Annotated in this window: 25 protein-coding genes; 7 read left to right on the forward strand and 18 right to left on the reverse strand. The window is 69.8% G+C overall.

Annotated features, from left to right (window positions below):
* Nucleotides 1-184: 184 nt before the first annotated feature.
* Nucleotides 185-466 (reverse strand): acylphosphatase, encoded by a 282-nt coding sequence (locus OG729_RS11180; protein ID WP_360875229.1) that lies wholly within the window; start codon nucleotides 464-466, stop codon nucleotides 185-187.
* A gap of 150 nt (nucleotides 467-616) precedes the next feature.
* Here OG729_RS11180 and OG729_RS11185 point away from each other — a divergent pair, with 150 nt between their 5' ends.
* The gene (locus OG729_RS11185; RefSeq protein WP_405805804.1) at nucleotides 617-1510 is read left to right on the forward strand and encodes a CAP domain-containing protein; all 894 of its coding nucleotides are present in this window, start codon (nucleotides 617-619) and stop codon (nucleotides 1508-1510) included.
* 20 nt (nucleotides 1511-1530) lie between these two features.
* Here the strand turns inward: OG729_RS11185 and OG729_RS11190 are convergent, their stop codons facing one another.
* Genes OG729_RS11190 through OG729_RS11210 form a run of 5 tightly spaced genes read right to left on the reverse strand, consistent with a single transcriptional unit; the run spans nucleotide 1531 to nucleotide 5156 of the window.
* Nucleotides 1531-2769, reverse strand: coding sequence for a tyrosine-type recombinase/integrase (locus OG729_RS11190; protein WP_405805805.1), 1239 nt, complete (start codon nucleotides 2767-2769; stop codon nucleotides 1531-1533).
* Nucleotides 2769-2963: a helix-turn-helix transcriptional regulator gene (locus tag OG729_RS11195; RefSeq protein ID WP_405805806.1), complete on the reverse strand. Its 195-nt coding sequence runs from the start codon at nucleotides 2961-2963 to the stop codon at nucleotides 2769-2771. The genes OG729_RS11190 and OG729_RS11195 overlap by 1 nt, the downstream gene beginning before the upstream one ends.
* 2 nt (nucleotides 2964-2965) lie before the next feature.
* Nucleotides 2966-4360, reverse strand: coding sequence for a replication initiator protein RepSA (gene repSA, locus OG729_RS11200; RefSeq protein WP_405805807.1), 1395 nt, complete (start codon nucleotides 4358-4360; stop codon nucleotides 2966-2968).
* Nucleotides 4361-4386: 26 nt separating this feature from the next.
* Nucleotides 4387-4782 (reverse strand): XRE family transcriptional regulator, encoded by a 396-nt coding sequence (locus tag OG729_RS11205; protein ID WP_405805809.1) that lies wholly within the window; start codon nucleotides 4780-4782, stop codon nucleotides 4387-4389.
* On the reverse strand, nucleotides 4779-5156 hold the full coding sequence (locus tag OG729_RS11210) for a hypothetical protein (RefSeq protein ID WP_405805811.1): 378 nt from the start codon (nucleotides 5154-5156) through the stop codon (nucleotides 4779-4781). The genes OG729_RS11205 and OG729_RS11210 overlap by 4 nt, the downstream gene beginning before the upstream one ends.
* 176 nt (nucleotides 5157-5332) lie before the next feature.
* Between OG729_RS11210 and OG729_RS11215 the strand changes: the two genes are divergently transcribed.
* Nucleotides 5333-6070, forward strand: coding sequence for a GntR family transcriptional regulator (locus OG729_RS11215; RefSeq protein ID WP_405805812.1), 738 nt, complete (start codon nucleotides 5333-5335; stop codon nucleotides 6068-6070).
* A 1220-nt stretch (nucleotides 6071-7290) separates the two neighbouring features.
* Here the strand turns inward: OG729_RS11215 and OG729_RS11220 are convergent.
* Nucleotides 7291-7881 (reverse strand): flavodoxin family protein, encoded by a 591-nt coding sequence (locus OG729_RS11220; RefSeq protein WP_405805813.1) that lies wholly within the window; start codon nucleotides 7879-7881, stop codon nucleotides 7291-7293.
* A 110-nt stretch (nucleotides 7882-7991) separates the two neighbouring features.
* Between OG729_RS11220 and OG729_RS11225 the strand changes: the two genes are divergently transcribed.
* Nucleotides 7992-8426 (forward strand): winged helix-turn-helix transcriptional regulator, encoded by a 435-nt coding sequence (locus OG729_RS11225; RefSeq protein ID WP_405805814.1) that lies wholly within the window; start codon nucleotides 7992-7994, stop codon nucleotides 8424-8426.
* Here OG729_RS11225 and mutM read toward each other — a convergent pair.
* The 8 genes from mutM to recG form a co-directional block, all read right to left on the reverse strand.
* Nucleotides 8390-9259, reverse strand: coding sequence for a bifunctional DNA-formamidopyrimidine glycosylase/DNA-(apurinic or apyrimidinic site) lyase (gene mutM, locus OG729_RS11230; RefSeq protein WP_405805815.1), 870 nt, complete (start codon nucleotides 9257-9259; stop codon nucleotides 8390-8392). The two genes, OG729_RS11225 and mutM, sit on opposite strands and share 37 nt — an antisense overlap.
* Nucleotides 9260-9384: 125 nt before the next feature.
* Nucleotides 9385-10299, reverse strand: a complete 915-nt coding sequence (rnc, locus tag OG729_RS11235) for a ribonuclease III (RefSeq protein ID WP_360877499.1) — start codon at nucleotides 10297-10299, stop codon at nucleotides 9385-9387.
* 19 nt (nucleotides 10300-10318) lie between these two features.
* Entirely contained in the window at nucleotides 10319-10492 is a 174-nt protein-coding gene (rpmF, locus tag OG729_RS11240; RefSeq protein WP_026165248.1) for a 50S ribosomal protein L32, read from the reverse strand.
* A gap of 2 nt (nucleotides 10493-10494) precedes the next feature.
* The gene (locus tag OG729_RS11245; protein WP_360877503.1) at nucleotides 10495-11100 is read right to left on the reverse strand and encodes a DUF177 domain-containing protein; all 606 of its coding nucleotides are present in this window, start codon (nucleotides 11098-11100) and stop codon (nucleotides 10495-10497) included.
* Between the two features lie 193 nt (nucleotides 11101-11293).
* Nucleotides 11294-12385: an ATP synthase F0 subunit B gene (locus OG729_RS11250; protein WP_405805817.1), complete on the reverse strand. Its 1092-nt coding sequence runs from the start codon at nucleotides 12383-12385 to the stop codon at nucleotides 11294-11296.
* Nucleotides 12386-12480: 95 nt separating this feature from the next.
* Nucleotides 12481-12960, reverse strand: coding sequence for a pantetheine-phosphate adenylyltransferase (gene coaD / locus OG729_RS11255; protein ID WP_360877510.1), 480 nt, complete (start codon nucleotides 12958-12960; stop codon nucleotides 12481-12483).
* 26 nt (nucleotides 12961-12986) lie between these two features.
* Nucleotides 12987-13571, reverse strand: coding sequence for a 16S rRNA (guanine(966)-N(2))-methyltransferase RsmD (gene rsmD, locus OG729_RS11260; RefSeq protein ID WP_360877513.1), 585 nt, complete (start codon nucleotides 13569-13571; stop codon nucleotides 12987-12989).
* A 110-nt stretch (nucleotides 13572-13681) separates the two neighbouring features.
* On the reverse strand, nucleotides 13682-15868 hold the full coding sequence (gene recG, locus OG729_RS11265; RefSeq protein WP_405805818.1) for an ATP-dependent DNA helicase RecG: 2187 nt from the start codon (nucleotides 15866-15868) through the stop codon (nucleotides 13682-13684).
* 165 nt (nucleotides 15869-16033) lie between these two features.
* Between recG and OG729_RS11270 the strand changes: the two genes are divergently transcribed.
* Both OG729_RS11270 and OG729_RS11275 read left to right on the forward strand, forming a co-directional pair.
* Entirely contained in the window at nucleotides 16034-17836 is a 1803-nt protein-coding gene (locus tag OG729_RS11270; protein WP_405805819.1) for an HSP90 family protein, read from the forward strand.
* Nucleotides 17833-20748, forward strand: a complete 2916-nt coding sequence (locus tag OG729_RS11275; protein ID WP_405805820.1) for a tetratricopeptide repeat protein — start codon at nucleotides 17833-17835, stop codon at nucleotides 20746-20748. The genes OG729_RS11270 and OG729_RS11275 overlap by 4 nt, the downstream gene beginning before the upstream one ends.
* A gap of 345 nt (nucleotides 20749-21093) precedes the next feature.
* Here the strand turns inward: OG729_RS11275 and OG729_RS11280 are convergent, their stop codons facing one another.
* Nucleotides 21094-22701, reverse strand: a complete 1608-nt coding sequence (locus OG729_RS11280; protein ID WP_405811106.1) for a DAK2 domain-containing protein — start codon at nucleotides 22699-22701, stop codon at nucleotides 21094-21096.
* 306 nt (nucleotides 22702-23007) lie between these two features.
* Between OG729_RS11280 and rpmB the strand changes: the two genes are divergently transcribed.
* On the forward strand, nucleotides 23008-23193 hold the full coding sequence (gene rpmB / locus OG729_RS11285) for a 50S ribosomal protein L28 (RefSeq protein WP_003957616.1): 186 nt from the start codon (nucleotides 23008-23010) through the stop codon (nucleotides 23191-23193).
* A gap of 121 nt (nucleotides 23194-23314) precedes the next feature.
* On the opposite strand, the gene thiD is transcribed toward rpmB, so the two are convergent.
* Nucleotides 23315-24103 carry a bifunctional hydroxymethylpyrimidine kinase/phosphomethylpyrimidine kinase gene (gene thiD / locus OG729_RS11290; RefSeq protein ID WP_360877525.1) on the reverse strand — a complete coding sequence of 263 codons (789 nt, stop codon included), beginning with the start codon at nucleotides 24101-24103 and terminating at the stop codon, nucleotides 23315-23317.
* Nucleotides 24100-25062, reverse strand: a complete 963-nt coding sequence (locus OG729_RS11295; protein WP_405805822.1) for a thiamine-phosphate kinase — start codon at nucleotides 25060-25062, stop codon at nucleotides 24100-24102. Before OG729_RS11295 ends, thiD begins: the two co-directional genes overlap by 4 nt.
* Before the next feature lie 227 nt (nucleotides 25063-25289).
* Between OG729_RS11295 and OG729_RS11300 the strand changes: the two genes are divergently transcribed.
* Nucleotides 25290-25523 carry an Lrp/AsnC family transcriptional regulator gene (locus OG729_RS11300; RefSeq protein ID WP_108152814.1) on the forward strand — a complete coding sequence of 78 codons (234 nt, stop codon included), beginning with the start codon at nucleotides 25290-25292 and terminating at the stop codon, nucleotides 25521-25523.
* Nucleotides 25524-25536: the final 13 nt, after the last annotated feature.

Consider the following 25536-nt stretch of genomic DNA (forward strand, 5'->3'; position numbering starts at 1 on the left):
GCATATGGCCGCTGAACATGCGGCACAGCCTCATCTGCGGGGCCCTGGGGGCGTAGAGATCATTCTTAATGCCGCAGCCTGGCACGACAACCCCTTCTTGGCAACCACCAGGCAATTTCCGCCGCCGGCAGGTGCCGACGGCATCTGAGCAGCCCCGCTCACGGCGTGAAATTGCGTGGTTACCTCAGCGGATCGCGAAGCCGTCGTAGCCGCCGCGCGGGGTGTCCCAGATCTCCGTGACACCGTCTACCCGCCCGGGTGTGTCGTCGGAACGCAACCACTCCAGCAGACGGTGGCAATTCTCACGTGGCCCTTCGGCAACAACCTGCACTCGGCCGTCGTCCAGATTGACGGCAAATCCCGTAAGACCTCCGATCTCGAGTGCATTCGCCCTGGTGAACCAGCGGAAGCCCACTCCCTGTACGCGGCCGCGTACCCAGGCGGTGAGCCGTGCAACATCATTCATGGCTGCAAGGTAACGGCCCAAATGCTCTCGAAGCACTTCACCCCCACGCGTCATGGCGTACAGTCCCGTCGGAATGAGCCTCACTCGAATGGGTGAGTGAGTTTGACGTCTGACCGTCGAGCTTCGTCGAGCATGAGGAAGGCACAGCAGATGGGACGCCATCGTCGCTCCACCGCTGCACCCGCCGCGCACGATTACGCGGACGGTACGGAACGCAGTCACCGGGGTGGTGCACGCCGCAAGAAGCGGGCGGGCATACCCGTACGCACCGGGCTGCTCGGTGCGTCTGCGGCCATGGCGGTAGGCGCTGTCGCCGTCGCGTCCGGCCTGCTGCCGGGTGGCGACACATTCAATGTCAGCGGCGACAGCGAGCCGAGCGGGCAGATACGCACCGAGGGCTCCGCGAAGCTGCAGACCCAGGGCGACGCCAGCGCCGAGCCGACGAACAGCGTCTCGGCATCCCCGAGCCGGACCGCGCCGCGCCCGCAGGCACCGTCGAAGACCCCTTCCCCCACGCCGACCAAGCCGCAGACCAAGCCGTCGGCCACGCCGTCGAAGCAGACGAAGGCACCGGTAGCGGAGCAGAAGACGAAGAGCGCGAGCCCGACGCGCACCGAGACGCGCGCCCCCGACCGCGCCGCCGCGCGGAAGCCCGCCACCTCCACCGCGACGGCCGCCGAGGCCGAGGTCCTGACCCTGGTGAACAAGGAGCGCGCGAAGGTGGGCTGCAGCCCGGTGCGCCCCGATGACTCACTGGCCGATCTCGCCGGGAACTTCAGCGCGGACATGGCCACGCGGGCCTTCTTCGACCACACCGACCCCGACGGGGACTCGCCCTGGGACCGCGCCGCGCAGGTGGGCATCCAGGGTCTCGGAGGCGAGAACATCGCCCGTGGTCAGGCCGATGCGGCCGCGGTGATGAACTCCTGGATGAACAGCGACGGTCACCGCGCGAACATCCTCAACTGCGACTACAAGACGATGGGCGTCGGTGTGGTCATGGGCGACGGCGGCCCCTGGTGGACCCAGGACTTCGGCTTTTGAGATAGCCGCAGGTCAGAGGCCTAAGAGCTCTTCTGGGCCGTCTCCGGGCCGTCTTCCGCAAGGTCTTGGTTCCTGAAGACCTGATCTACGGCGGCCCGGGTCCGGGTCTCGCTCGCGGGCATCAGGTGCGTGTACGTACGCAGCGTGAAGCCAGGGTCATGGTGACCGAGGTACTCGCTCAGAGCCTTGATGCTCTCCCCCGCGTCCAGGAGCACGGACGCATAGAAGTGCCGCAGCGCATGCATTCCGTTTTCGCGACCAGCGGGCACGCCAGCAGCTCGAAGCGCTGGCCTCCACTCCCTGTGATTGAAGCGGTTGCGATTCAGCGACTGCCCCTCAGGACTGTAGAAGATCAGACTCGCAGTCACGGGCGGACCGTCCAGCGACTTCCACGGCAAAGTGATCTCCTTCGCCGGGTACCGCGTGAGGTGACCAGCGAGCGCGAAGCCGACCGTCTCAGGCAGCGGTACCTGACGCTCTTTGCCGCCCTTGGGCGGAGCGAACACCGGGCGGTTGCGCAACAGCTTCACTTGCCGCACCACGTGGACGAGACCGCCGAGGAAATCGACGTCTTCCACTGCTAAGCCGAAGATCTCTCCCTGTCGCATGCCGCATCCGGCAGCAGGCTCAACCAGGGCTTGGTAGCGATCGTGAAGAGCCGACCGGACTGCCATCACGCGACCTGCTGACCACGGCTTAACCTTCCGAGGATCGAGGCGAGGAGCCTTCACCGAGCGGGCGCTACAGGGGTTGCTACGGATGATCCGGTCTTCCACGGCTGCGGTGAATACGGTCGAGACATGGGCGAAGATCCCTCGCCGGTAGGCAGGCGACAGCCCAGCGTCTTCAAGGGTTCTCATCCACAGCCGCAGGTGAGTCGGGTTGAACGAGCCCAAAGGGCGAGTACCCAGGTGCGGTATCGCGTGGAGGCGGAGCCGCATCTCCACTGACTCTCGAGTCGCAGGGTCCGTCACTTGAGTGGTCATCCACCTCGTGGCGTACTGCTCGAACGTCACTCTGCCTGAGTCGGGATCGATGTAGTCGCCCCGCGACATGTCCGCCTCGATGTTCGCCAGCCATGTCTCGGCCTTGCGCTTCTGCTTGTCGGGGAAGGACTGACTCTTCTCCGAGCCGTCCGGACTGACGTATCGCGCTCGATAGCGGAGGCCCACGCCGAAGCGGTCGGTCTTGACCTTGACCGCCTTCCCGTCCGGGCCCGCGGTGGTCTTGTACCAGCGGTCTTGCACATGTCCGGCCATCAGGCAGCCTCTTCCATCAGGGATTCGACCCAGCGGCGTACGTCCTCAGGGTCGAAGCGGAGGTGTCGGCCGACGCGGAAACCGCGGGGCCCGGTGCGCTTGCGCCGCCATTGATAGACCGTCTCGATCGGGACGCCGAGGAGGTCCGCGAGATCGATCGGGGTCAGGTAGCGGTCAGGGAGTTGGCGCGCCATGTTCACCACTCCCCGACGTCGTCTTGGAGTTCTGCGAGTGCTTCGCGGGCGGTGTCTCGGTTGAGCTTGAGATCATGGGCGATGGAGGCTGCGAGCCAGGATTCGCCAGGTGTATGGCCCTGCCCTGCGTACTCCCAGTGCGCGAGCACCAGGGTTGTGTCCTCGGCGGTGTCGTCGTCCTGGTCGAGGTCGGGCAGGCCCCGTTCGCGGCGTTCTTGCTGGGCGCGCCAGTCGGCCCGTGCGCCGCGCAGAGCTCCGAGGGTGGTCGAGTAGCGGGGCGTCTTGGTCGAGAAGTGGCCCCGGAAGCCGAGCATGTGAGACCAGTGGGCGAGCAGCCGTTCCGGATAGTCCGCGTCCAGGTCCCAGCAGGCCTCGATCAAGCGCCGGGTGTGGTCGGGCAGCTCGGGTTGACCATCCAGCTCCCGCAGTTCTCCGATGCGGCGGTCCAAGGTGCCGGTCGTCTCGGCTGCCTTGGTGGCGTACTTGGCGACGTAGGCGCCCACGGCCTGTTCGGTCACGTCGGCCTTGTCGTCGAGTGCGCCGATGGGCTGCACATCGAGCTGTGTTCCCCAGCGCAGCGTCTGGGCGGGGAAGTGGCCGGCGGCCGCCACCGGAACCGTAGCGCGTAATGCGGCAGCCCGGATCGCATCATCCAGGAGCGCGATCGTCGCCCAGGCCGGGGCCGGGGTTTCGGGCCCGTCCGGTCCGTCGATACGGATGATGGCGTGGAAGTGGATCGCGCCGCGCTTTTGGAACTCGGCGACCTTCCCGAACGAGACCCGGGCCTCTTCCTTGAACGCGGCCTGAGTCAGACCCGCACGAGCGGCGACCTCACGGCGCAGGTAGATGGTGAAGCGCTGCCACAGAGCTCCCGCGTGGTTGTTCCACAGCACCGCACCCGTGTAGTCATAGGTCGCCGGATCGAGGGCCGTGCCCAGCGCGGGATCGTCCTCCTGGTGGGCGGTGCCGCAGTGGCAGCGGCCGGAGTCGGGCCGGTTGTGGACCGGGCCGAACGAGGGAGCCGTCAGGGTGGCGAAGACGCGGGGACGCTCGGCCACCGTGGCGGGCACGCCCTTGCCACCGACCAGGCCAGCCATGATCAGGTGATAGGTATCCCCCGCGTAGGTCCAGGCGCACGACGGGCAGCGCGAGGCACGCCGGTTGCCGCACGCGATGCGCAGCCTTCCGCCCGGCTCACTGCTGGTGGAGTACTCGAAGAACTCCCCCGTCCGCGTGTCTACAGTCCGCGAGTGACCGCTCAAGTGGATGGGGTTGGCACAGCCGCCGGTCCGCCTCACCTGTTCCTGCCAGCGCTCGAAACCAGGCGAGTTGGCCACCCGCAGCATGTCGATGAGGGTCATGGGATCAATGCCGACGGCGGCCGCAGTGTCAGCCACGGCCGCCGAAGACAGAGCAGGCATGGTCACGCAGCCACCGCCCCGAGTCGCACGGTGAGATCGTCAATCACCGATTCCAGAGCCATCACACGCTCGGTGAGCGTGGTCGCAGCCGCAGGACGGGTGAAGCCCAGTTCAGCCGGGGTCGCGCGGAAGATCGTGCAGAGCAGGACCTGATACGTCGGCCCGGGACGGTGGGTGTCGTTCTCCCAGCGGGACATGAAGACCTTGAGCGACTTCTCCGCCGCGATGTCCCAGCCCCAGTGATCGGCCAGGAGGATCAGCGCCCGCACGACCTTGATCTGCGACCAGCCTCGCGCCAGCCGGGCCCGACCCAGCGGCGTATCCGGAGCCCGCAACGCAGGAGGCTGCACCGGAGCCTGCCCGGCAGCGGAGAGGGGGACGATCACCGAGGCAGTCATGCGGACACCGCCTCAGCAGCCATGGCGACCAGGGCCCGCCGGATAGCTCGGGGACGAGTCTCCAGGACGCCGGAGCAACGAATGATCCGGTCGCCGTCGAACAAGGACCGGTGAGCGGACCACGTTTCGGGTGTGGCTGCCCGGTCGGCGCAGTACTGCCAGAAGGTCACCAGGCGGCACGTCCGAACGATCAGCTCTTCCAGGCCCCAACGGTTCGCGCCCTCGATGATGAACGCGGCGATCTTGTCGGGGGCTGCGTGACGGTCCCGGTCGTAGTCCGAGGCGTACAGCGCGAGGATCAACGAGACCTGCGGCAGTTCAGCCACCGTGGCCGGGGTCAGAGCAGTGTGTGAAGCAGTGAGCGTGGCGGGCATGATGGAAGCTCCCTTCGAGGGAGCCGGGGACGGCGATTCTGCTTGGCGGTAGGCCGCCGCCCCCGGCGAACGTGCACTAGCTCACGTTCATGTATACGCGTGCTAGTACGCGATGGCAATGCCCATTCAGGGGTAGGCTTCTCTGCGAGCTAGTAGGCGAGCTCGAAGGAGGAGAAATGACACCGCGAGTCCAGCGGGCCGCGCCGCCGTTCATGCAGATCGCGGACCACTTCCGTCAGCAGATCGTCGACGGCGTCCTCACCCAGGACACCAAGCTGCCGTCCATCGCCGAGGTTGCCGAAGAGTGGGGCGTCGCTACTGCCACGGCCGCGAAGGGGATCAAGCAGCTTCAGGCGGAGGGGTACGTACGCTCCTCGACGCAGGGCACGTTCGTTGATCTCGGACGCAAGCTGACGAGCGGTTCCGACCGCCTGCAACTTCAACGGGCCACCGGTAGCGGCTTTCGCCCCGGCGAGCGCGTGGAGATCGTGAGTGCCGGACTCGTGTCTGCACCCCTCGAAGTCGCCGAGGCTCTTGGGGTGGAGGAGGGAGAGGCAGTAGTCCGCCGCCAGCGCCGTTATCTCGACGACGAGGGCGTGATCACTCTGTCCACATCATGGCTGCCAGGGGAACTGGCCGAGAGCGCACCCGAGCTGATCGTTCCCGAGAAGCTGCCGAAGATGACGTTCGGCCTGATCGAAGATCGCACCGGGCGACGCGCCGTGCGGCGGCGGGACGTTGTGTGCTTGCAACCTGTCCCCGATGACGCGGCCATCCTGCTCGATGTCGAGGCGGGCACACTCGCCCTAACCATGAGCAACTACTACTGGGACCAGCATGGTTCTGTGACGGAGTACGCCACCGACTTCATGGGGGCGGGCCGACAGCTTACGGCCGAGTACGACCTGACCTGATGCCCGCGGGGCCTGTTACAGGTTTCTCTACCTCATTAAAGGCGGCTCGCTCCGCTCGCCGCGCGCGGCCCCGGCTCACCGCCGGGGGCTGCGCTCCTGTCTTCGCCCCGCTCGGCCCCCGGCTCCGCCGGCCGCGCGGCTAGAGCGAGCACCAAATGCGAGACGGTAGCCCGCGGTGGCTGGGCCGGTCGGCTCCACGGCTTTAGGCAGCCACCATGGGGCGAGCCTCCAAGATCATGGCCCCGATCGGGCAATTGCGGGCAGGCGAGGAGCCAGCCCGATTCGCGGCCAGCGTAAGGGGCCATGATCTCTCGCCCCATGGCAGCTCCCGCCCAAAGCCGTTCCGCCGACTTCCGCAATCGAGCCTCACGCAGACGGGGCATACTACGGTCCGTGCCGTCACTCGACTTGGGGTCAGTGCCCCACTGGATCAGCGCCCTACTGACTGGCGGATCTCTCCTCCTTGGTTTTCACATCCTGTTGCGTGACCGTAAGAAGGCTGAGCAAGAAGACGCCCTCAAGCTCATTTGTTGGGTGGAGTTAGAGGACGATCACTTCGTCACCCATGTGCTCAATGTGTCAGATCGCACCATCCATGGCGTAGGTATGCACGCGTGGATCAGAACTACCCCCCGGCAAAGGAGGACGAGCTTCGCCACCGACCGAGTCGCGGGCACTGTCCGGCCCGGGGAAGAGACCGTCACCAAGACTCGCCGGTACCAAGACGAAGACTGCCTCGTTTCGTTCATTCCCTGGGCTGTCAGCTTCACTGACTCTGCCGGTGCTGTCTGGATGCGCGACCTGAGTACGGGGCGACTGCTCAAGTCCCGCGTGTCCGTGCCGCATTCTCCCGTGAGCCGTTTGTCCGCTAGTCGGCGAAGCCGGTGGTTGCATGATCGAAAGACCAGGAAGCTCGCGAGCGGACGTTGGTTCTAGCCTCCGCACCCGACCGTAGGCTCGGGGTGGGTCACCCGTACCGGAGGACGTGGGGCCGTCACCGGGCCGTCCGAAGGCAGCCGAGGGCGACCAACGTTGACAACCGACGACGGCTAAGCCGCAGGTCACAGAGTTGATCACCGAAAGAGCTCCAGGTCAGCGAGACACCGCGTCACTTCTTCGGCTTCTGAGCACGTAGAACGCAGCACATAAACGCAGCACACAGCGGAAGGGCCCGGCACCGAGGTGCCGGGCCCTTCCGCTGTGTACGGCCGCGTACGGGGTCAGGCGGCGACGGCCGTCCGGCCTGCGATGAACGTACGAGCGGTCTGGGCCACCCGGCCGCCGAGGTGCTGCGCGGTCGCGATGTCGGCCTTGTGAACGCCCTCCGGACCCTCGTCGGAGTTCGTCTGGGCACCGGCGCCGAAGAAGAAGCCGAGGCGGTTGAGGTCGTGCTCGGAGCCCTCCGTGGAGTTCCATCCGGGCTTGAGCCCGAGGTTCACCCAGTGCATGCCGTGCTGGGCGGCGAGCGTCGCGAAGTACTGCAGCGTGTTCAGCTTGTCGCCGCTCTTGGAGCCGGAGTTGGAGAAGCCGGCCGCCAGCTTGTCCTTCCAGGCATCGGTGAACCAGCGCTTGGAGGAGTCCTCGGCGAACTGGTGGAACGCGCCGGAGGCGGTCCCCATGTAGGTGGGTGACCCGAAGACGATGGCATCGGAGCCGTCGAGCAGCTCCCACTGGGCCTCGTCGATCTCGTCGACCTTGATGAGGTGGACGGTGGCGCCGGCGGCGGCCGCACCGTCACGGACGGCCTCGGCGATGACGGCGGTGTGGCCGTAGCCGGAGTGATAGGCGATCGAGACAACAGGCGTGGTCACGGTAGGGGCTCCTCGAAGGCGATGTGCTCGTCGTTGGTGACCCCAGAGAAGCACTAACCTTTAGAAAGCGCAACCCATCGGTTAGCGCTGCACGCGAGTATGGTTGCTGTATGGAGACCAGCGAGACCAGCGCCAAGGAAGCGAGCAGCGGAGTCTGTCCGGACGGTGACCTGGCCTTTGACGTGTTCTCCCGCAACTGCCCGTCGCGCGGCACGCTGGAGGACGTCACCGGCCGTTGGGGCAGCCTCACGATCGGAGCACTGCACGAAAGCACGTTCCGCTTCAACGAGCTGCGCCGCCGGGTCGACGGCGTGAGCGAGAAGATGCTGTCCCAGACCCTGCATGCCCTGGAGCGCGACGGTCTCGTACGACGGGAGGCGCAGCCGACGAACCCGCCGCGGGTCGACTATGAGCTCACGCCACTGGGGCATGAGGTCGCCGAGCGGCTACTGGGTCTCATCCACTTCGTGGAGGGCCGGATGCCCGAGGTGCTTGCGGCGCGGGAGCGTTACGACGAGATGCGCGAGGGCCTCGGCAGCCGCTGACAGCGCGGGCAGAAGTAGCTGGAACGGTTCATCCAGGCGCGCCGGCGCATCGGGGTGCCGCAGCGGCGGCAGGGCTCGTCCTCGCGGCCGTACGCGTCCAACGACCGGTCGAAATAGCCTGATTCGCCGTTCACGTTCACATACAGGCTGTCGAAGCTGGTGCCGCCGACAGCCAGGGCCGCATTCATCACGTCCCGTACATGACCGAGCAGTTCGACCGAGCGGGGGCGGGCGAGAGCGGCCGTGGGGCGCTCGTAGTGCAGTTTCGCCCGCCAGAGCGCCTCGTCCGCGTAGATGTTCCCCACGCCACTGATCAGCGACTGGTCGAGGAGCGCGCGCTTGATCGTCGTACGGCGCAGCCGCAGCGCGGTGTGGAAGGCCGCGTCGTCGAAGGCCGGGTCGAGCGGATCGCGGGCGATGTGCGCGATGACGTCGGGCAGCCCTTCGGGGGTGTTGTCGTGCAGCGAAAGTCCGCCGAAGGTGCGCTGGTCGACAAAGCGCAGCTCGGTGCCGAGACCGTCGTCGAAACGGATCCGGATGCGCAGATGCTTCTCGTCGGCGGCGTCCTCGGGCTGTACGAGCAGCTGTCCGCTCATGCCGAGGTGGCCGAGGACCGACGCGTCCGTGTCCGCGAGCGGCAGCCAGAGGTATTTGCCGCGGCGGCGGGCGATGCCGACGCTGTGGCCCCTGAGGCGGGCCGCGAAGTCCTCGCCGCCGGCCGTATGACGCCGGACCGCACGCGGGTGCAGGATCTGTACCTCGGCGATCGTCCGTCCGCTGACCCAGCGCTGGAGTCCGCGACGTACGACTTCGACCTCGGGCAGCTCGGGCACGGGGCTCCTTCACACTCTCGCCTTGACGCCCGCAGCGTACCTCTCGCCACTGACACTCAAGACCGGTGAGGCCCCTGCGCTCCTGGGGAGCGAGGGGCCTCACCGGCGAAAGCGGAAACGTGGACTCAGGCAGTGGCCCGGTCCGCGGATCCAGTGGCCGAAGGGGTGTCGGCGGCCCCTTCGCCATCAGCTGCGGTCGCGTCGGCCGCCACCCGGGCCTCAGCCTCGGCTTCGGCAGCTTCGGCCTCGGCCGCTTTGGCCGAGGCCTCGGCTTCGGCCTTCGCGGCAGCCACGCGCTCGTCCGCGGCGGCACGGATCTCCCGCCATGCGGACTCCGCCGCCTGCTGCTCCGCTTCCTTCTTGCTGCGGCCGGTGCCGGTGCCGTACGAGACACCACCGACGCGGGCGGCAGCAGTGAAGGTCTTCTCGTGGTCCGGGCCGGTCTCGGTGACGAGATACTCCGGTACTCCGAGCCCCTCGGCGGCCGTGAGCTCCTGGAGGCTGGTCTTCCAGTCCAGGCCGGCGCCAAGGTTCGAGGACTTCTCGATCAGCGGGTCGAAGAGCCGGTGCACCAGCTCGGACGCCGCTTCGAGGCCCTGATCGAGATAGACCGCGCCGATCACCGCTTCCAGGGTGTCGGCGAGGATGGACGCCTTGTCCCGGCCGCCCGTGCCCTCTTCGCCCCGGCCGAGCCGGATGAAGAGGCCGAGCTCGAGGCCGCGGCCGACCTCCGCCAGCGCACGCGAATTGACCACCGCGGCCCGCAACTTGGCCAGCTGGCCCTCGGGCAGGTCGGGGTGGGTTCGGTACAGCGTGTCGGTGACCACCAGGCCGAGCACCGAATCCCCGAGGAACTCGAGCCGCTCGTTGGTGGGCAGACCGCCGTTCTCGTACGCGTACGAACGGTGGGTCAGCGCACGCACCAGAAGGGCGGACTCGAGGTGATACCCGAGCCGCCCTTCCAGAAGCGTGTGGGACGAGGCTGCGTTGGCTGTGTTTACTGCGTCTGCCTGCTTCTTGGCATTGGACAGCTCAGACATCGTGCCTCTCACCAGCCGCTCAGACCTCGAGGACCTGGCGCTTGTTGTAGGTGCCGCAGCTCGGGCACGCGATGTGCTGCTGCTTCGGCTCCTGGCAACGCTCACACGAAACCAGGGTGGGGACCGCAGCCTTCCACTGCGACCGGCGGTGGCGCGTGTTGCTGCGCGACATCTTCCGCTTCGGAACAGCCACGGCTACTTCTCCTGCTTCTCGTCGACGCCCGCTTCGGCGCCGCCCATGTTGTCCTTCTCGCCGTCCTGAATGGTCTCGGCGAGTCCCTGCAGTGCCGCCCAACGGATGTCGACGGCGTCGTGGTGGTGGCCGGGGTTCTCGTCCAGCCTGATCCCGCAGTCGGGGCACAGGCCGGCACAGGTCTCCCGGCACACCGGCTGCATCGGCAGTGCGAGCACCACCGCATCACGCAGCACGGGTTCGAGGTCGAACAGGCCGTCCTCGAGAAAGAGCCTGTCTTCGTCCTCGGCGTCGTCGACCGGCTCCGCAGTGCGACTGCGGCTCCGGTCATCGGCGTCGGGGTACGAAAACATCTCCTGGAAGTCCGCCGCGACCTCTTGGCGCAGCGGCTCCAGACACCTTACGCACTCCCCCTCGGCCGTCGCACGGGCGGTGCCTGTGACAAGCACACCTTCCATGACCGACTCCAGGCGGAGGTCGAGTTCCACGGGCGCGCCTTCCGGCACGCCGATGACCCCTTCGATACCGAAGTCCTTGGGGGCATCCGCCGAGCGGGTCAGCCGCTGGAGCGCGCCGGGACGCCGGCCCAGCTCGTGCGTGTCGAACACGAGGGGGTTGCGGTGGTCGAGGCGGGCGTTCAGGGCTCTTCCTGCTTTCGAATCGTGGGGAGGGGCCGTCCCGGTTCGGAGTCGAAACGGGCAGCCAAGATCGCCGGAGTACGCGCGACCGAAGAGCCAGGATACTGGACGGGCCGCCTGAGACCCAATCCGGTGTTTCCCGGCGCCTGCGAGGTGCCGGGGCTCAGCGCCCCTGTTCGTAACGGCGGAGCTGTTCCAGGTCGATCATGCTGGTGTCGAACAGGCTGGTCTCGTCGAGGGCGGCGCCCTGCTGCTGGACCTGCTGCTGCGACTGGTCGGGCACCGGCTGCTGGTAGGCGTACGGGTCCTGCTGGGCGTACAGCTGCTGGTCGTAGCCCAGCTGCTGGTACGCGGCGTACGGATCCTGCTGATAGCCGGCGTACGGATCCTGCGGCTGTCCCCCATAGCCTCCGGCATGGGAGGTGGCCCCAGCGTACGGATCCTGCTGGGCCGGGATCTGGGGCTGCGGGGCGGCCTGAGGCTGGTACTGGTGCTGCTGGGCCGGGACCTGCGCCTGCGCCTGGGGCTCGGCAAGCTCCGCGAGACCGGCCAGATAGTCGGCGTCGCTCGCGTGGTGCTGCGCGCCCGCGGCGTCCTGGGCGGCCATGTGCTCGCCAAGAGCGTCACTGGTCGTGCGGCCGTGCAGCTTCTGGCGGCCGCGGCCGACCGCGTCGAGGGTCTTGGAGAGCACGGCCTCGAAGGCGCCGAGCTTGGCGTCGACGTACTCGTCGGCGCGCTGGATGAGCGTCTGCGGGTCCGCGCTGTACTCCGGGGCGTCCTCGTCGGCGTACCCCTGCTCGTCCAGCCCGGGGCCGCGGCCGAGCAGCTTCTCGCGGCCGCGGTCGACGGAGCCGATGGTCTTGGTCAGGACGACCTCGAAGTTGGCGAGCTTGGAGTCGACGTAGTCGTCGGCCTCGGCGCGGATCTCCTCCGCGTCCCGGCGGGCCTCGGCGAGGATACGGTCCGCCTCCTCCTGGGACTGGCGGGCGACCTGGGTGTCCGAGATCAGCGAGCCGCGCTCGGCGTGGGCGGTCTCGATGATCCGCTCGGCCTCCTGGCGGGCCTGCTCCACCAGCTGCTCACGGCCGCCGATCAGCTCCTGGGCCTGGGCCAGCGAGCCCGGGAGGGCCTGCCGGACCTCTTCGAGCATGGCGAGCAGCTCGGCGCGGTTCACAACGCAGGAAGCCGACATCGGCATGGACCGCGCGCTGCCGAGCGCCTCGACGATCTCGTCGAGCTTCTTCTGGACGTCCACCGTGGTTCGCCACTCTCTGCCTGATGTGAGCCGGACGGGACGACTGTACGGGCAGTCGGCGCCCGTCCGACACCGGGTGACGGGCTGTCAGCTCATCACTTCTCGGCGAGGCGCCGGACCAGGGCCTCGTGCACCACCGGAGGCAGCAGGTGGGAGACGTCACCGCCCCAGGCGGCGACCTCCTTCACCAGGCTGGAGGAGAGGAAGCTGTAGGTGGGGTTGGTGGGGACGAACAGCGTCTCGACGCCCGAGAGGCCGTTGTTCATCTGGGCCATCTGCAGCTCGTAGTCGAAGTCGCTGACGGCCCGCAGACCCTTGACGATGGCCGGGATGTCGCGCTGCTTGCAGAAGTCGACGAGGAGGCCGTGGTGGGACTCCACCACGACGTTTCCGTACTCGCCGGTGACCTGGCGGATCAGGTCCATCCGCTCTTCCACCGTGAAGAGTCCCTGCTTGGACTGGTTGATCATCACCGCGACATGTACGACGTCGTACAGCTTGGAGGCTCGGGCAATGATGTCGAGGTGTCCATTGGTGATGGGGTCGAATGACCCCGGACAGACTGCGCGGCGCAACTGAAGTCCCTCGCTCTCCGGTCCGTTCATCGTGCGTCTTCGCACGTAGAGGCGGCGCGACCGTACCAAAGCGTGCCCTCGCCGTAACGGCGGGCCCGCAGTGGCTCAAAACCCTGTGGCCACGTGAACTCGCCGCCTCTGGTGCTGCGCTCCACGGTGGCGAGTGCATCGTCCGCGAGCCAGCCCTGAGTGCGGAGTGTGAGCAGAATCTCGCGAAGATCGTCGTCGGTGACGGCATAGGGAGGGTCCAGGAAGACCACGTCGTACGGCGCCTCGGGGGCCGGACCCGTCACGATCTGTTCCGCTTTGCCGGCACGGACTTCGGCGCCGGGCAGTCCGAGCGCACGGACGTTCTCCCGGACGATGCGGGCGGCGCGGCTGTCGGCCTCGACGAGGAGTGCGTGGGACGCGCCGCGGGAGAGCGCCTCCAGGCCGACGGCGCCGGAGCCGGCGTACAGATCGGCGATGCGGATGCCGCTGAAGGTGCCGAGCAGCGACTCCCAGCTGGAGAAGAGCCCCTCGCGAGCGCGGTCGGAGGTGGGGCGGGTGCCGGTGCCGGGCGGGACGGCGATACGGCGTCCGCCGGCCGCACCGGCGATCACGCGGGTCATCTGAGTCTGAGTCCTTCGAGCCGGAGGGCGGATGTGCTTGAACGAGCGGATGTGCTTAAACGATAGGCCGTCGCTCAGGTTCAGTGCGCTCGTATCGCTCTCACGCCAGTTCAGCCCTTGTCCAGGTACTGCTCGCGCTCCGTGTCGAGCAGCGCGTCCAGCGCCGTACGCAGCTCGGGCAGCTGCTCAAGATCCGGGTCCGCGGTGACGATCGCGACGGCCTCCTCCCGGGCGGCCGCGATGACCTCCTCGTCGTCGATGACGGTGAGCATCCGCAGCGAGGAGCGCACGCCGGACTGGGCCTGGCCCAGCACATCGCCCTCACGGCGCTGTTCCAGGTCGATACGGGAGAGCTCGAAGCCGTCCAGCGTGGCGGCGACCGCGCCGAGCCGGGCCCGGGCCGGGGCGGCCTCGGGCATCTCGGTGACGAGCAGACAGAGCCCGGGGGCGGTGCCACGGCCGACCCGGCCGCGGAGCTGGTGCAGCTGCGAGACCCCGAACCGGTCCGCGTCCATGATCACCATGGCGGTGGCGTTGGGGACGTTCACACCGACCTCGATGACGGTGGTGGCGACCAGGACGTCCACATCGCCCGTGGCGAAGCGGCGCATGACGTCGTCCTTGTCGTCGGGCTGCATCCGGCCGTGCAGCACCTCGACACGCAGCTCCTTCAGGGGGCCCGCCGCAAGCTGCTCGGCGATCTCCAGCACGGCCAGCGGCGGGCGCTTCTCGGCCTCGTCCTCGGCGGACTTCTTCTTCGGCTCGTCCTCGCCGTCGCCGATGCGGGGGCAAACGACATACGCCTGATGGCCGTTCTCCACCTCTTCGCGCACCCGCTCCCAGGCGCGCGCCAGGAAGTGCGGCTTGTCCTGCGCCGGGACCACATGGCTGGCGATCGGCGAACGCCCGGCCGGCAACTGGTCCAGCACCGAGGTCTCCAGATCGCCGAAGACCGTCATGGCGACCGTACGAGGAATGGGGGTGGCCGTCATGACCAGCAGATGCGGCGGCTGCTTGCCCTTGGAGCGCAGCGCGTCACGCTGCTCCACGCCGAAGCGGTGCTGCTCGTCCACGACGACCAGCCCCAGATCGTGGAACTGCACCTTGTCCTCGATCAGCGCATGCGTGCCGATCACGATCCCGGCCTCACCGGTCACCAGATCGAGCAGCGCCTGCCGGCGCGCGGCGGCGCCCATCGAGCCGGTCAGCAGCACCACCTTGGTGGCGTGCTCGGCCCCGCCGAGCATCCCTCCCTCGGCGAGCTCGCCCATCATCTCGGTGATCGAGCGGTGGTGCTGCTGGGCGAGGACTTCGGTGGGCGCGAGCATGGCCGCCTGACCGCCGGCGTCGACGACGGTGAGCATCGCGCGCAGCGCCACCATCGTCTTGCCGGAGCCGACCTCGCCCTGGAGGAGGCGGTGCATCGGATGCTCGGTCGCCAGGTCGTCGAAGATCTCCTTGGTGACCTTCTGCTGGCCCTCGGTGAGGGTGAAGGGCAGCTTGGCGTCGAAGGCGTCGAGCAGGCCGTCCGGCCTGGGCCTGCGCGCCACGGCGGGCAGTTGAGTGTCGGCGTACCGCCGGCGGGCGAGCGCCACCTGGAGGACGAAGGCCTCGTCCCACTTCAGGCGGTCGCGCGCGCCGGCGATGTCCGCCTTGGTGTGCGGGCGGTGGATCTTCAGCAGGGCCTCGGGGAGTGGAAGGAGGCTGCGGCCCGCGCGCAGCGCCGCAGGCAGCGGGTCGGCTGCCTCCCGGGCGCTGGGCAGCACGGCGTCGACCGCCTTGGCGATCTTCCAGGACTCCAGCTTGGTGGTGGCCGGGTAGATCGGGATGAGGGCTCCGGCCCAGGAGTCGACGGCCTCGTCGCTGTCTCCGTGGAGCAGTTCGTACGCAGGGTGGGCGAGCTGAAGCTTGCGGTTGAAGACGGACACCTTCCCGGCGAACATCGCGCGGGTGCCCGGCAGCAGATCCTTGTGCGGTTTGTGGACGCCCTTGCCGAAGAAGACCAGTTGGAGCTGACCGCTGCCGTCCGTGATGACGACCTCAAGACGCTGGCCCCTGCCCTTGGCTCCGCTGAAGGTCAGCACGCGCGCGCTCGCGACCTGTGCCACCACAGTGACGTGTTCGTCCAGCGGCAGCTCGGACAGGAGCGTGAGCTCGCCCCGCTCCGCATACCTGCGCGGATAGTGGTGCAGCAGATCGCCGAGGGTGTGCAGGTCGAGATGCTCGGCCATCACCTTCGCGGTGGCGGGGCCGAGCGTCTTCTTGAGGGGTTCGTCGAGCGCGGGCACGCGATCCATTGCACACCACACCACTGACAGACGTCGCGCACCTGTGGATAACCGCTGGTCACCACCGTGCCGCGGCCCCTAGGATGACGCGACTTCCGACGTCTCCCCGCGATCACCGCCCACGGGATCGCCCGACCCCGCGCCGTCGTCCGTCCCCCCACCGGCGCTGTGACGATGACTGCTGATCAGACACCGCACACCTTCCAGGTCGACCTGCGCGGCCTGGTGGATCTGCTCTCCCATCACCTCTATTCGAGCCCCAAGGTCTATCTGCGCGAGCTGCTGCAGAACGCCGTGGACGCGATCACGGCCCGGCGCGCCGAACAGCCGGACGCGCCCGCGCAGGTACGGCTGTACGCCGACGACGGCCGGCTGCGCGTCGAGGACTCCGGCATCGGCCTGACCGAGAAGGACGTGCACAGCCTGCTCGCCACCATCGGCCGCAGCTCCAAGCGCGACGGTCTGGAGTCGGCGCGGGCCGAGTTCCTCGGGCAGTTCGGCATCGGGCTGCTCGCCTGTTTCGTCGTCGCCGCGGAGATCCGCGTGGTCAGCAGATCGGCCCGGACGCCGGACGCACCACCCGTGGAGTGGGCGGCGCGCGACGACGGTTCGTACACCGTGCGGACCCTGCCGGACAGCGCGCGCCCCGAGCCGGGGACGACCGTGCATCTGACCGCCCGGCCCGGCAGCGGCGACTGGCTGACCGAGGAGCGGGTGCTGGCGCTCGCCCGCGATTTCGGTTCCCTGCTGCCCTACGACGTACGGGTCGGCGAGGCGGCCGTCACCGAGCTGCCGGCGCCCTGGGACCGTCCCTATCCCGGTCCGTCGGCCCGCCGGGTGGCGCTCGCGCGCCACTGCCACGACCTCTTCGGCTTCAGCCCGCTCGACTCGGTCGACCTCAGTCTGCCGGTCGCCGGGGTGCGCGGGGTGGCGTATGTCCTGCCGTCCGCCGTCAGCCCGGCTCAGCGCTCCGGTCATCGCGTGCATCTGAAGGGCATGCTGCTCACCGACCGTGCCGATGAACTCCTGCCCGACTGGGCCTTCTTCGTCCGCTGCGTCATCGACACCGACTCGCTGCGGCCCACCGCGTCGCGCGAGTCGCTGTACGCGGACGAGACGCTCGCGGCCGTCCGGGAGGCGCTCGGCGGTCGGATCAGGGAGTGGCTGACGGGTCTCGCCGCGGGCGATCCCGAGCGGCTCGCGCAGTTCCTGTCGGTCCATCACCTGGGTGTGAAGTCGCTGGCCAGGCACGACACCGACATGCTGCGCACGATGCTGCCATGGCTGCCGTTCGAGACGACGGACGGCCGGCTCTCGCTGGAGGAGTTCGCGCTGCGGCACCCCGTCGTGCACTTCACGCGCACCGTCGAGGAGTACCGGCAGGTCGCCCCGATTGCGTCGGCCCAGGGCATCGGGGTGATCAACGGCGGCTACACGTACGACACCGAGCTGGTCGAGCTGCTGCCCTCGGTCCGTCCCGGCACGGTGGTCGCCGAGCTCGACGCCGACACCGTCACCGCGCATCTGGACGCCGTCGATCCGGCCGAGGAGCTCGCACTTGCGGGCTTTCTGGCCGCTGCCCGCGCCAAGCTCGACTCGCTCGGCTGCGATGTGGCGCTGCGCGCCTTCCACCCGCTGACGGTGCCCGCGCTGCATCTCGACGACCGCGCCGCTCGGCACGAGCAGGCGCGTGCGGAGGCCGAGGAACAGGCGGACGACCTGTGGGCGGGCATCCTCGGGTCGCTGCGGGGCAGCGCGCCGCGAGCCCGCCTCGTGCTGAACCACCTCAACCCGCTGATCCGAAGGATCAGTTCACTCGACGACAAGGAACTCGCCGGGACGGCGACGGAGGCGCTCTACGGGCAGGCCCTGCTGATGGCCCAGCGCCCGCTGCGCCCCGCCGACTCGGCGCTCCTCAACCGGGCCTTCATCGGCCTGCTCGAATGGGCCACCCACGATCAGGAGAACGGCCGATGAGCCTTGACGCGACGACGCTGCGCCAGGCCCTGTGGGACAACTACCAGGAGCCGGAGGGGCCAGCGCGCAACGCCCGCGCGGAGCGTCTCTTCGCCGAGATCGAGCAGCACGGCGACACCCAACTGCTCATCGACGGCCTGAACCATCTGATGCAGGTCTACAACTACAGCTCCGAGCCGGACAAGATGTTCGTCCCGTTCGCGCGGCTGCTGCGCATGTGGGAGCAGCAGCCCGAGGACTTCGACAGCCAGCAGATCCACAGTCTGTTCTGGAAGTTCAAGTGGGTCTCCAGCGGCATGATCGACCAGCCGCACATTCCGCTCGCCTCCATCGAGAAGTGGCAGGCCGAGATGGAGCACCGTTATCGGGTGGCCGGCCACTCCGAACGTGCCGTGCGCCAGGGCGAGCTCCGTATCGCCCGCCACCTCGGCGACATGGAACGGGCCGAGCGGGCCTACGGCGCCTGGCAGGCCGCCGACCGCGACGACAAGAGCGACTGCCGGGCCTGCGAGTTGCGCAACCAGGGCTCCTGGCAGGCGGACCGTGGTGCCGAGGCGGACGCACTGGAGACCTGGCGGCCGGTGCTGGAGGGCGAGTTCAGCTGCGCCCACGAGCCGCATGCGGTGCTCTCGTCCTCGCTGCTGCCGCTGCTGCGGCTGGGCCGCGCCGAGGAGGCCCGCGCGCACCATCTGCGTGGCTACCGCCTCGTACGGCCCAAGGAGAGCATGCGCAGCGCCGTCGCCCAGCACGTCGAGTTCTGCGCGCTGACCGGCAATGAGGCACGTGGTCTCGAGATCCTCGCTGAGCGTCCCGCGTACTTCACGGACACCGGGGAGCCGAGCAGTCTGCTGGACTTCCTGGCCGTCACGGCGCTGCTCACGGACCGGCTGACCGCGCTCGGCCATGGCGAGCAGAGCCTGCCGGGTCCGGGCGGCCGCACCTGGAGCGCACGCGAACTCGCCGTGCACGCGCGCGAGGAGGCTCTCGCGCTCGCCACGCGCTTCGACGAGCGCAACGGCAACACGCATACGACGGCGACCGTCCGCGAACGCATCGACCGCGCACCGCTGCTCGACCGGCTGCCCCTGGGTGTACGGTCCGCCCGGCCTGCGACGGTGAAGCCCCCCGCGGCCGTGGCTCAGGCCCCCGCGGCGTCCGATCTCGCCTCCCTGCTGGCCGAGGCCCGCCGGCTCTCGGAGGCCCAGCACCCGGACGCGCTGCCCGCGTGGGCGGCTGTCGCGCGGGTCGCCGACCGCGAGAGCAGCGATCTCGGCGAGCGCGACCGCGCCGAGATCGACGAGCACCGGGCGATGGACCCGCGGGTGCCGGCGGCGGAGGCCGCTCAGCTGTTCCGTTCAGCCGCCGATCGGTACGAGGCGGCGGGCGAACCCGGGAAGGCCGCGGCCGCCGGGGCGAGGGCCGCGTACGCCATCTGCCTGGACGAACGCTTCGACGAGGCGCCGGCGGCCGTGGCCGGACCGGTCGCCCGGGCGCTCGCCCTGCACGCCGAGGGCTCCGCCACCGCGCGCCAGGCGGCCCACGCCCTGCTGTGCCGGGTCCGCATCCTCAGCGACAGTATCCGGCACGCCGAGGACACCGGAGCCGCGGTCACCGCGCTGGAGGAGGCCGTGCGCGAGCTCCTCGCCTTCACCGAGCCGCACCGCACGGAGCCCGGCGTCAGGACGGCCGTCGCCGAGGCGCTGTCCTTCCTCGGCAACATCACGGCGTTCCGGGGCAGCGCGGAGGGAGCGGCGGATCTGTACGCCCGCTCCGCCGAGGAGTACGTGGCGGCGGGCCGGCCCTGGTACGCGGTCGAGCCCGAGTCCCAGCTCGCCGGGGTGAGCCGCCATCTGGGCGACCTGGAGACCGCGGAGCGCGCGTCCCGGGCCGCGCTGGAGCACGCGGCGCACTTCCCTGAACCCGGCGGCCGCGCCAGGCTCCACCTCCAGCTCGTCGAAACCCTCGCCGACGCGGGCAAGCCCGAGGAGGCTGCGGAGCACGCCCTGGAGGCGGCGCACTGGGCCGACGAGGCGGGCGAGGGCACCGGCATCGGGGCGTACGCACGGCACAAGCTCGGCGGGTTCCTGCTGGAGCTCCAACGGGTGGACGAGAGCGCGGCGGTGCTGGAGGCCGTACTGCCCGACCTGACCGCGGACGACCACGGCGACGGCATGATCGTGCAGACCCTGTGGTGGCTGGGCGACTGCCTGACCTCGCTGGGCGAGCCGCGGGAGGCGGCCGGGCACTGGCTGAAGGCCGCGGACATCGCGCAAGGATGGCCGGAGCAGCGCGACCACGCGATGCTCGCGAATCTGGCGGGCCAGGCGCTGTACCGGGCCGAGCTCAACTCCGAGGCGGAGCTCGCCTATCAGCGCGCCGGCGAGCTCTGGCGCGGGCTCGGCGACGTCCACGCGCTGGTGCGCACCTTGCGGGTGCGGGCGTGGATCGCGGTGCGTGAGGGGCAGGCGGGGCCGGAGGTTGCGCGCGAACTGATGGCAGCGGCGGCGCACGAGTGCGAGCAGGCCATCCCGTCGGACCCTCAGGGTCGCGACCGCCTGCGCGCGGAGCTGGCCGACACGTACCGGCAGACGGCAGAGCTGATCGCGGACTCCTGCGAGGGCGAACCGGGCGACGAGGACCCGGACGGCACGGCCCGTGCGGCGTACGAGGAGGCGGTGTCGTACGCCGACAAGGCCGTCTCGGCCTTCGCGGAGGCGGGAGAGGACTACACAGACCTGCGCACGAAGTCGGAACTGATGGCGGCCTGGCTGGAGGCGGACCTGGGCCGCACGGCCACGGCGGAGGGCCGGGCGCGGGGAGTGCTGGCGCGCTACGAGTCGGTGGAGGAGGGTGCGGCGCCGGACCGCAGGAAGGAGGCGGAGGCGGTGCTGGAGTATCTGGGCCGCGCGTAGGGGGTTTGTTGCCCTGCCCCGCCAGTCCCCGAAACCGGGGCTCCGCCCCGGGCCTCGGGGGAAAGGCTCTGTGGGGGCTGACGCCCCCACACCCCCGAAGCTCCGGCTTCGGGACGCGGTGCTACGCCACGCGACCCGGCGGGAGCAGGCGTACATAGGCGCTGAGACATCCCGCACTCCGGCAGTAGCAGCCTCCCGCCGCGCGAAGCAGGCGTGGCGCCGCGAAGCAGGCGCTTGCAGGTGCGGGGCTCGCGCCCCGCACACCCCCGGGGGGCGGGGCGAAGCCCCGAATTCGGGGTGAGGGAAGGCCCCCGGACGCCCCCGCACCGCAGCCGGCCGCTCCCCCTACTCCACCCCGATCAGCAGCGGCGACGCCCCCCGACCGCCCCGGTACACCACCGTGTCCACCGCCAGGTAGCCCTCCCGCACATACCTCTCCAGCCGCGCCGTCACCGCGTCGCCGTCCGGGACGTCATCCCCCAGGATCAGGGTCACCAACTCGCCGCCCGCCGACAGCATCCTGGACAGCACCGCCTCCGCCGTGCCCGGCAGGTCCGCGCCGATCACCGCCACGTCGCCGTCGATCAGGCCGAGGACGTCACCGGCCTGGCACACGCCCGCCGACGTCCACGACTGCCGTTCCGCGACGGCCAGTTCCGCATAACGGGTCGCCCCCGCCGCCGCCGTCATCGCGACCACGTCCTCGTCGAAGCGGCGGTCAGGCTCGTGGACGGCGAGCGCCGCGATGCCCTGGACCGCCGCGCGGGTGGGGATGAGGGCGACCCGTACCCCCTCCGTGCGAGCCTGTTCCGCGGCCGCCGCGGCGGTGTGCCGCAGCTCGGCCGAGTTCGGCAGCAGGACGACCTCCCGGGCGTGCGCGCGCCGGATCGCGTCGATCAGCTCACCGCTGGCCGGCGGCTCCCCCGGCCGCGCGAGCACCGTGGTCGCGCCCGCCTCCGCGCACAGGCCCGCCACACCGTCCCCGGGGACGACCACGACGACCGCCCGCTGCACCTGTTCCCGCGATTCAGCCGCGGCGGTCTCGAAGTGCGTGATACGGATCCGGTACGGCCGCCCCGCCTCGACGCCCGCCTCCACGGCCGCGCCCGCGTCGTCGACGTGCACATGGACGTTCCACAGGCCGTCGCCGCCCACGACGACGAGCGAGTCGCCGAGCCCGTCGAGCCGGGTCCGCAGCCGGGCCACCGCCGCGTCGTCCGCCTCCAGGAGGTAGATCACCTCGAAGGCCGGGCCTCCGTCCGCACATGGCTGCGCGAGTGCCGCCGCAGCCGCAGGGCGCACATGGGCGAGCGCCGGAGCCGTCGGGGCCTCCCCCGAAAGCGCCTCGACCAGCGCCCCCAGCACCGCGAGCAGCCCGCGACCGCCCGCGTCGACCACCCCGGCCCGGCCGAGCACAGCCAGCTGCCCGGGAGTCGCGTCCAGCGCGGCACGTGCCCCTTCGTACGCCGCACGGGCCGTATCGCCCAGCGAGCCCGGAGCGGCCTCCGCAGCCGCCTCCGCAGCCGCCCTCGCCACGCTCAGGATCGTGCCCTCGACGGGATGGGCGACCGCCTCGCGCGCCAGCGCCGAGGCCCGGCGCAGCGCACCGGCCAGATGATCGTCTTCACCGCTCCGCTCCGCCATGCCCCGCAGCAGCTGCGCCAGGATCGTCCCGGAGTTCCCGCGTGCGCCGAGCAGCGCCCCGTGGGCCATCGCCCGCACCACATCGGCCGCCGCGGGCACGGACGACCCGGTCTCGTGCGCGGCGAAGACCGCCTCGACGGCCTGGGCCGCGGATTCGACGGTCAGATACAGATTCGTGCCGGTGTCACCGTCCGCGACCGGATAGACGTTGATCGCGTCGATCTCCTCGCGCTCCCGTCCCAGTGCCTCCAGCGCCAGTGAGCACCAGGCGCGAACCTCTGCGGCGTCCAGGGCCCGCCCGTCTCCCACTGCCGCCGTCAAGGGAGGCCCTGCGGGCCGCCCCTCCTTCTCTGGCACCTGGTGATCCTCCTCGGTCGGCCGGCACGGGCCGTGGGCAGCGGGTTGCACCGCAGGGTAGACCCCTGCCGGGGGCACTGGCCCGGTCGGGGGCGGGGCAAGCCGTGGTAGTTTCGTATCTCGGACGCAGTCGTTGTATGCTGCTCCGGTTGCCCGATGAAAGTCGGGCCATTCCCCCGGCAAAGCCACTGATCAGACAACTGATTTCCGGCACGCCGGATTTCACTGTAAGTGCATCTGAAGTCTTTGGAGTGACCCGTGGCTGCCAACTGCGACGTCTGCGGCAAGGGGCCGGGCTTCGGCAACAACATTTCGCACTCGCACCGCCGTACGTCCCGTCGCTGGAACCCGAACATCCAGCGTGTGCGTGCAGTGGTCGGTCGGACGCCGAAGCGGCTCAACGTCTGCACCTCGTGCATCAAGGCCGGCAAGGTCTCGCGCTAACCGCGACGGTTCGTCGTAGCGCAGCCCCTGCGGTTGCCTTGAAAGCCGGTCCACCTCGGTGGACCGGCTTTTCGCTGTGCTGGGGGCCGCAGCCGGCCCGTGTGCCGTACCCGCACAGGGCTCAGCGAAAGCGCCAGCCGTGATCCACCGGGCCGATCCCCGCGCCCAGCGCGAACCCCGCCGCGATCGCGCCCGTGACGTACTCCTTCGCCGCCCGTACGGCCACGGGGACCTCAAGACCCTTCGCAAGACCCGCCGCGACCGCCGAGGCGAGTGTGCAGCCCGTCCCGTGCGTGTGCCGGTTGTCGTGCCGGGGAGCACGCAGCCAGTGCTCCTCGGCGCCGTCCGTCAGCAGGTCCACGGCGGCGCCCGAGAGATGCCCGCCCTTGATCAGCGCCCAGCGCGGCCCGTACTCCAGCAGCGCGTCCGCCGCCCGCCGCAGATCCGCCTCGGCCGCCACCCGTACGCCCGTCAGCTGCGCCACCTCGTCCAGGTTGGGCGTCGCCACGGTCGCCAGCGGGAGCAGCTTCGTACGCATCGAATCCAGCGCGGACTGAGCCAGCAGCGGGTCCCCGTGCTTGGAGACCCCCACCGGGTCCACGACCACCGGAGCCGCTGTCCCGGCCAGCAGCTCGGCGACCGTCTCGAGAAGCGGCGCGGACGCCAGCATGCCGGTCTTCACGGCCTGTACGCCGATGTCGTCGACGACGCTGCGGTACTGGGCCCGTACCGCGTCGACCGGCAGTTCCCACGCGCCCTGCACGCCCAGTGAGTTCTGCGCGGTGACGGCGGTGAGCACGCTCATGCCGTGCACCCCGAGCGCCAGCATCGTCTTCAAGTCGGCCTGGATTCCGGCCCCGCCGCCCGAGTCGGACCCGGCGACGGTCAACGCGCGGGGCGGCGCGGTCACGCGTCCTCCCCGAAGTGGTCCCAGCCGCCCTTGCTGTGCCAGGGCGCGCCGTCGACGGTCACCTGCGGCAGCGCCGAGGGGTTGAGCACCTCGCCGATCACCTTCCAGCGGGCCGGAAGCTTCGCGTCCGGCGGGAAGGTCGCGACGATCGCGTGGTCCTCTCCCCCGGTCAGCACCCATTGCAGCGGGTCGACGCCGACGGCCTGGCCGATGTCGTTCATCTGCGAGGGGATGTCGATGGAGCCCGAACGCAGATCGATACGGACCTTGCTGGCCTCCGCGATGTGCCCGAGGTCGGCGACGAGTCCGTCGCTGACGTCGGTCATGGCGGTGGCGCCGAGTCCGGCCGCCGCGGGGCCCGCGTGGTAGGGCGGCTCGGGCCGCCGGTGTGCCTCGACGAAGGCGCGTGGCGAGCGGAAGCCGCGTGAGAGCACCGCGTGCCCGGCGGCCGACCAGCCCAACCAGCCGGTGTACGCGACGACATCGCCGGGCTGGGCGCCGGCCCGGGTGACCGGTTCGTGGTTGCGCAGATCGCCGAGCGCGGTGATCGCAAGGGTGATGAGGTCTCCGCGTACGACATCGCCACCGACCACCGCTGCGCCGGCGACCTGGCACTCGTCGCGGATTCCGTCCATCAGCTCGGTGGCCCAGGTGACCGGGAGTTCGGCCGGTACGACCAGGCCGAGCAGCAGCGCGGTCGGCACCGCGCCCATCGCGGCGATGTCGGCCAAGTTCTGTGCGGCGGCCTTGCGGCCGACGTCGTAGGCGGTCGACCAGTCGCGGCGGAAGTGGCGTCCCTCGAGCAGGACGTCCGTGCTCGCCACGACCCTGCGGTCGGGTGCGGCCACGACCGCGGCGTCGTCGCCGGGCCCCAGCCGGACCGCGGGGGTGGAGGTGAGCCGGGAGGTGAGCTCCCTGATGAGCCCGAACTCCCCCAACTCGCCCACAGTGCCCTTCACCGAGTCCCACCTCTCCGTCGTCCTGCCGGATGGCCCGGCAGTGCTGCTTGCCCCCGGTCGCGAGCCGTCTGCGCCGTGGGTACCGTCAAGAGACACGTCAACTTCTGCTGTCCGTACGCCACGCTGCGGGCGTCACCCGGCGCGCGGGTCTCCCCTCGGCCCGCGGCGACGCGATACCGTGGCGTCCCTTCCCCCCACATGATCCTCGTGGCCGCCCTGGAGGTTCCGTGGTACAGGCGTACATCCTCATTCAGACCGAGGTGGGCAAGGCGTCGACCGTCGCCGAGACCATCGGAAAGATTCCTGGGGTGATCCAAGCCGAGGACGTGACAGGTCCCTATGACGTGATTGTGCGCGCCCAGGCCGAGACAGTCGACGATCTCGGTCGCATGGTGGTCGCCAAGGTCCAGCAAGTGGACGGCATCACCCGCACCCTGACCTGCCCGGTCGTGCACCTCTAGCCCCCGTCTACGC

Source organism: Streptomyces sp. NBC_00210, from assembly GCF_045160975.1.
Classification (GTDB): Bacteria; Actinomycetota; Actinomycetes; order Streptomycetales; family Streptomycetaceae; genus Streptomyces.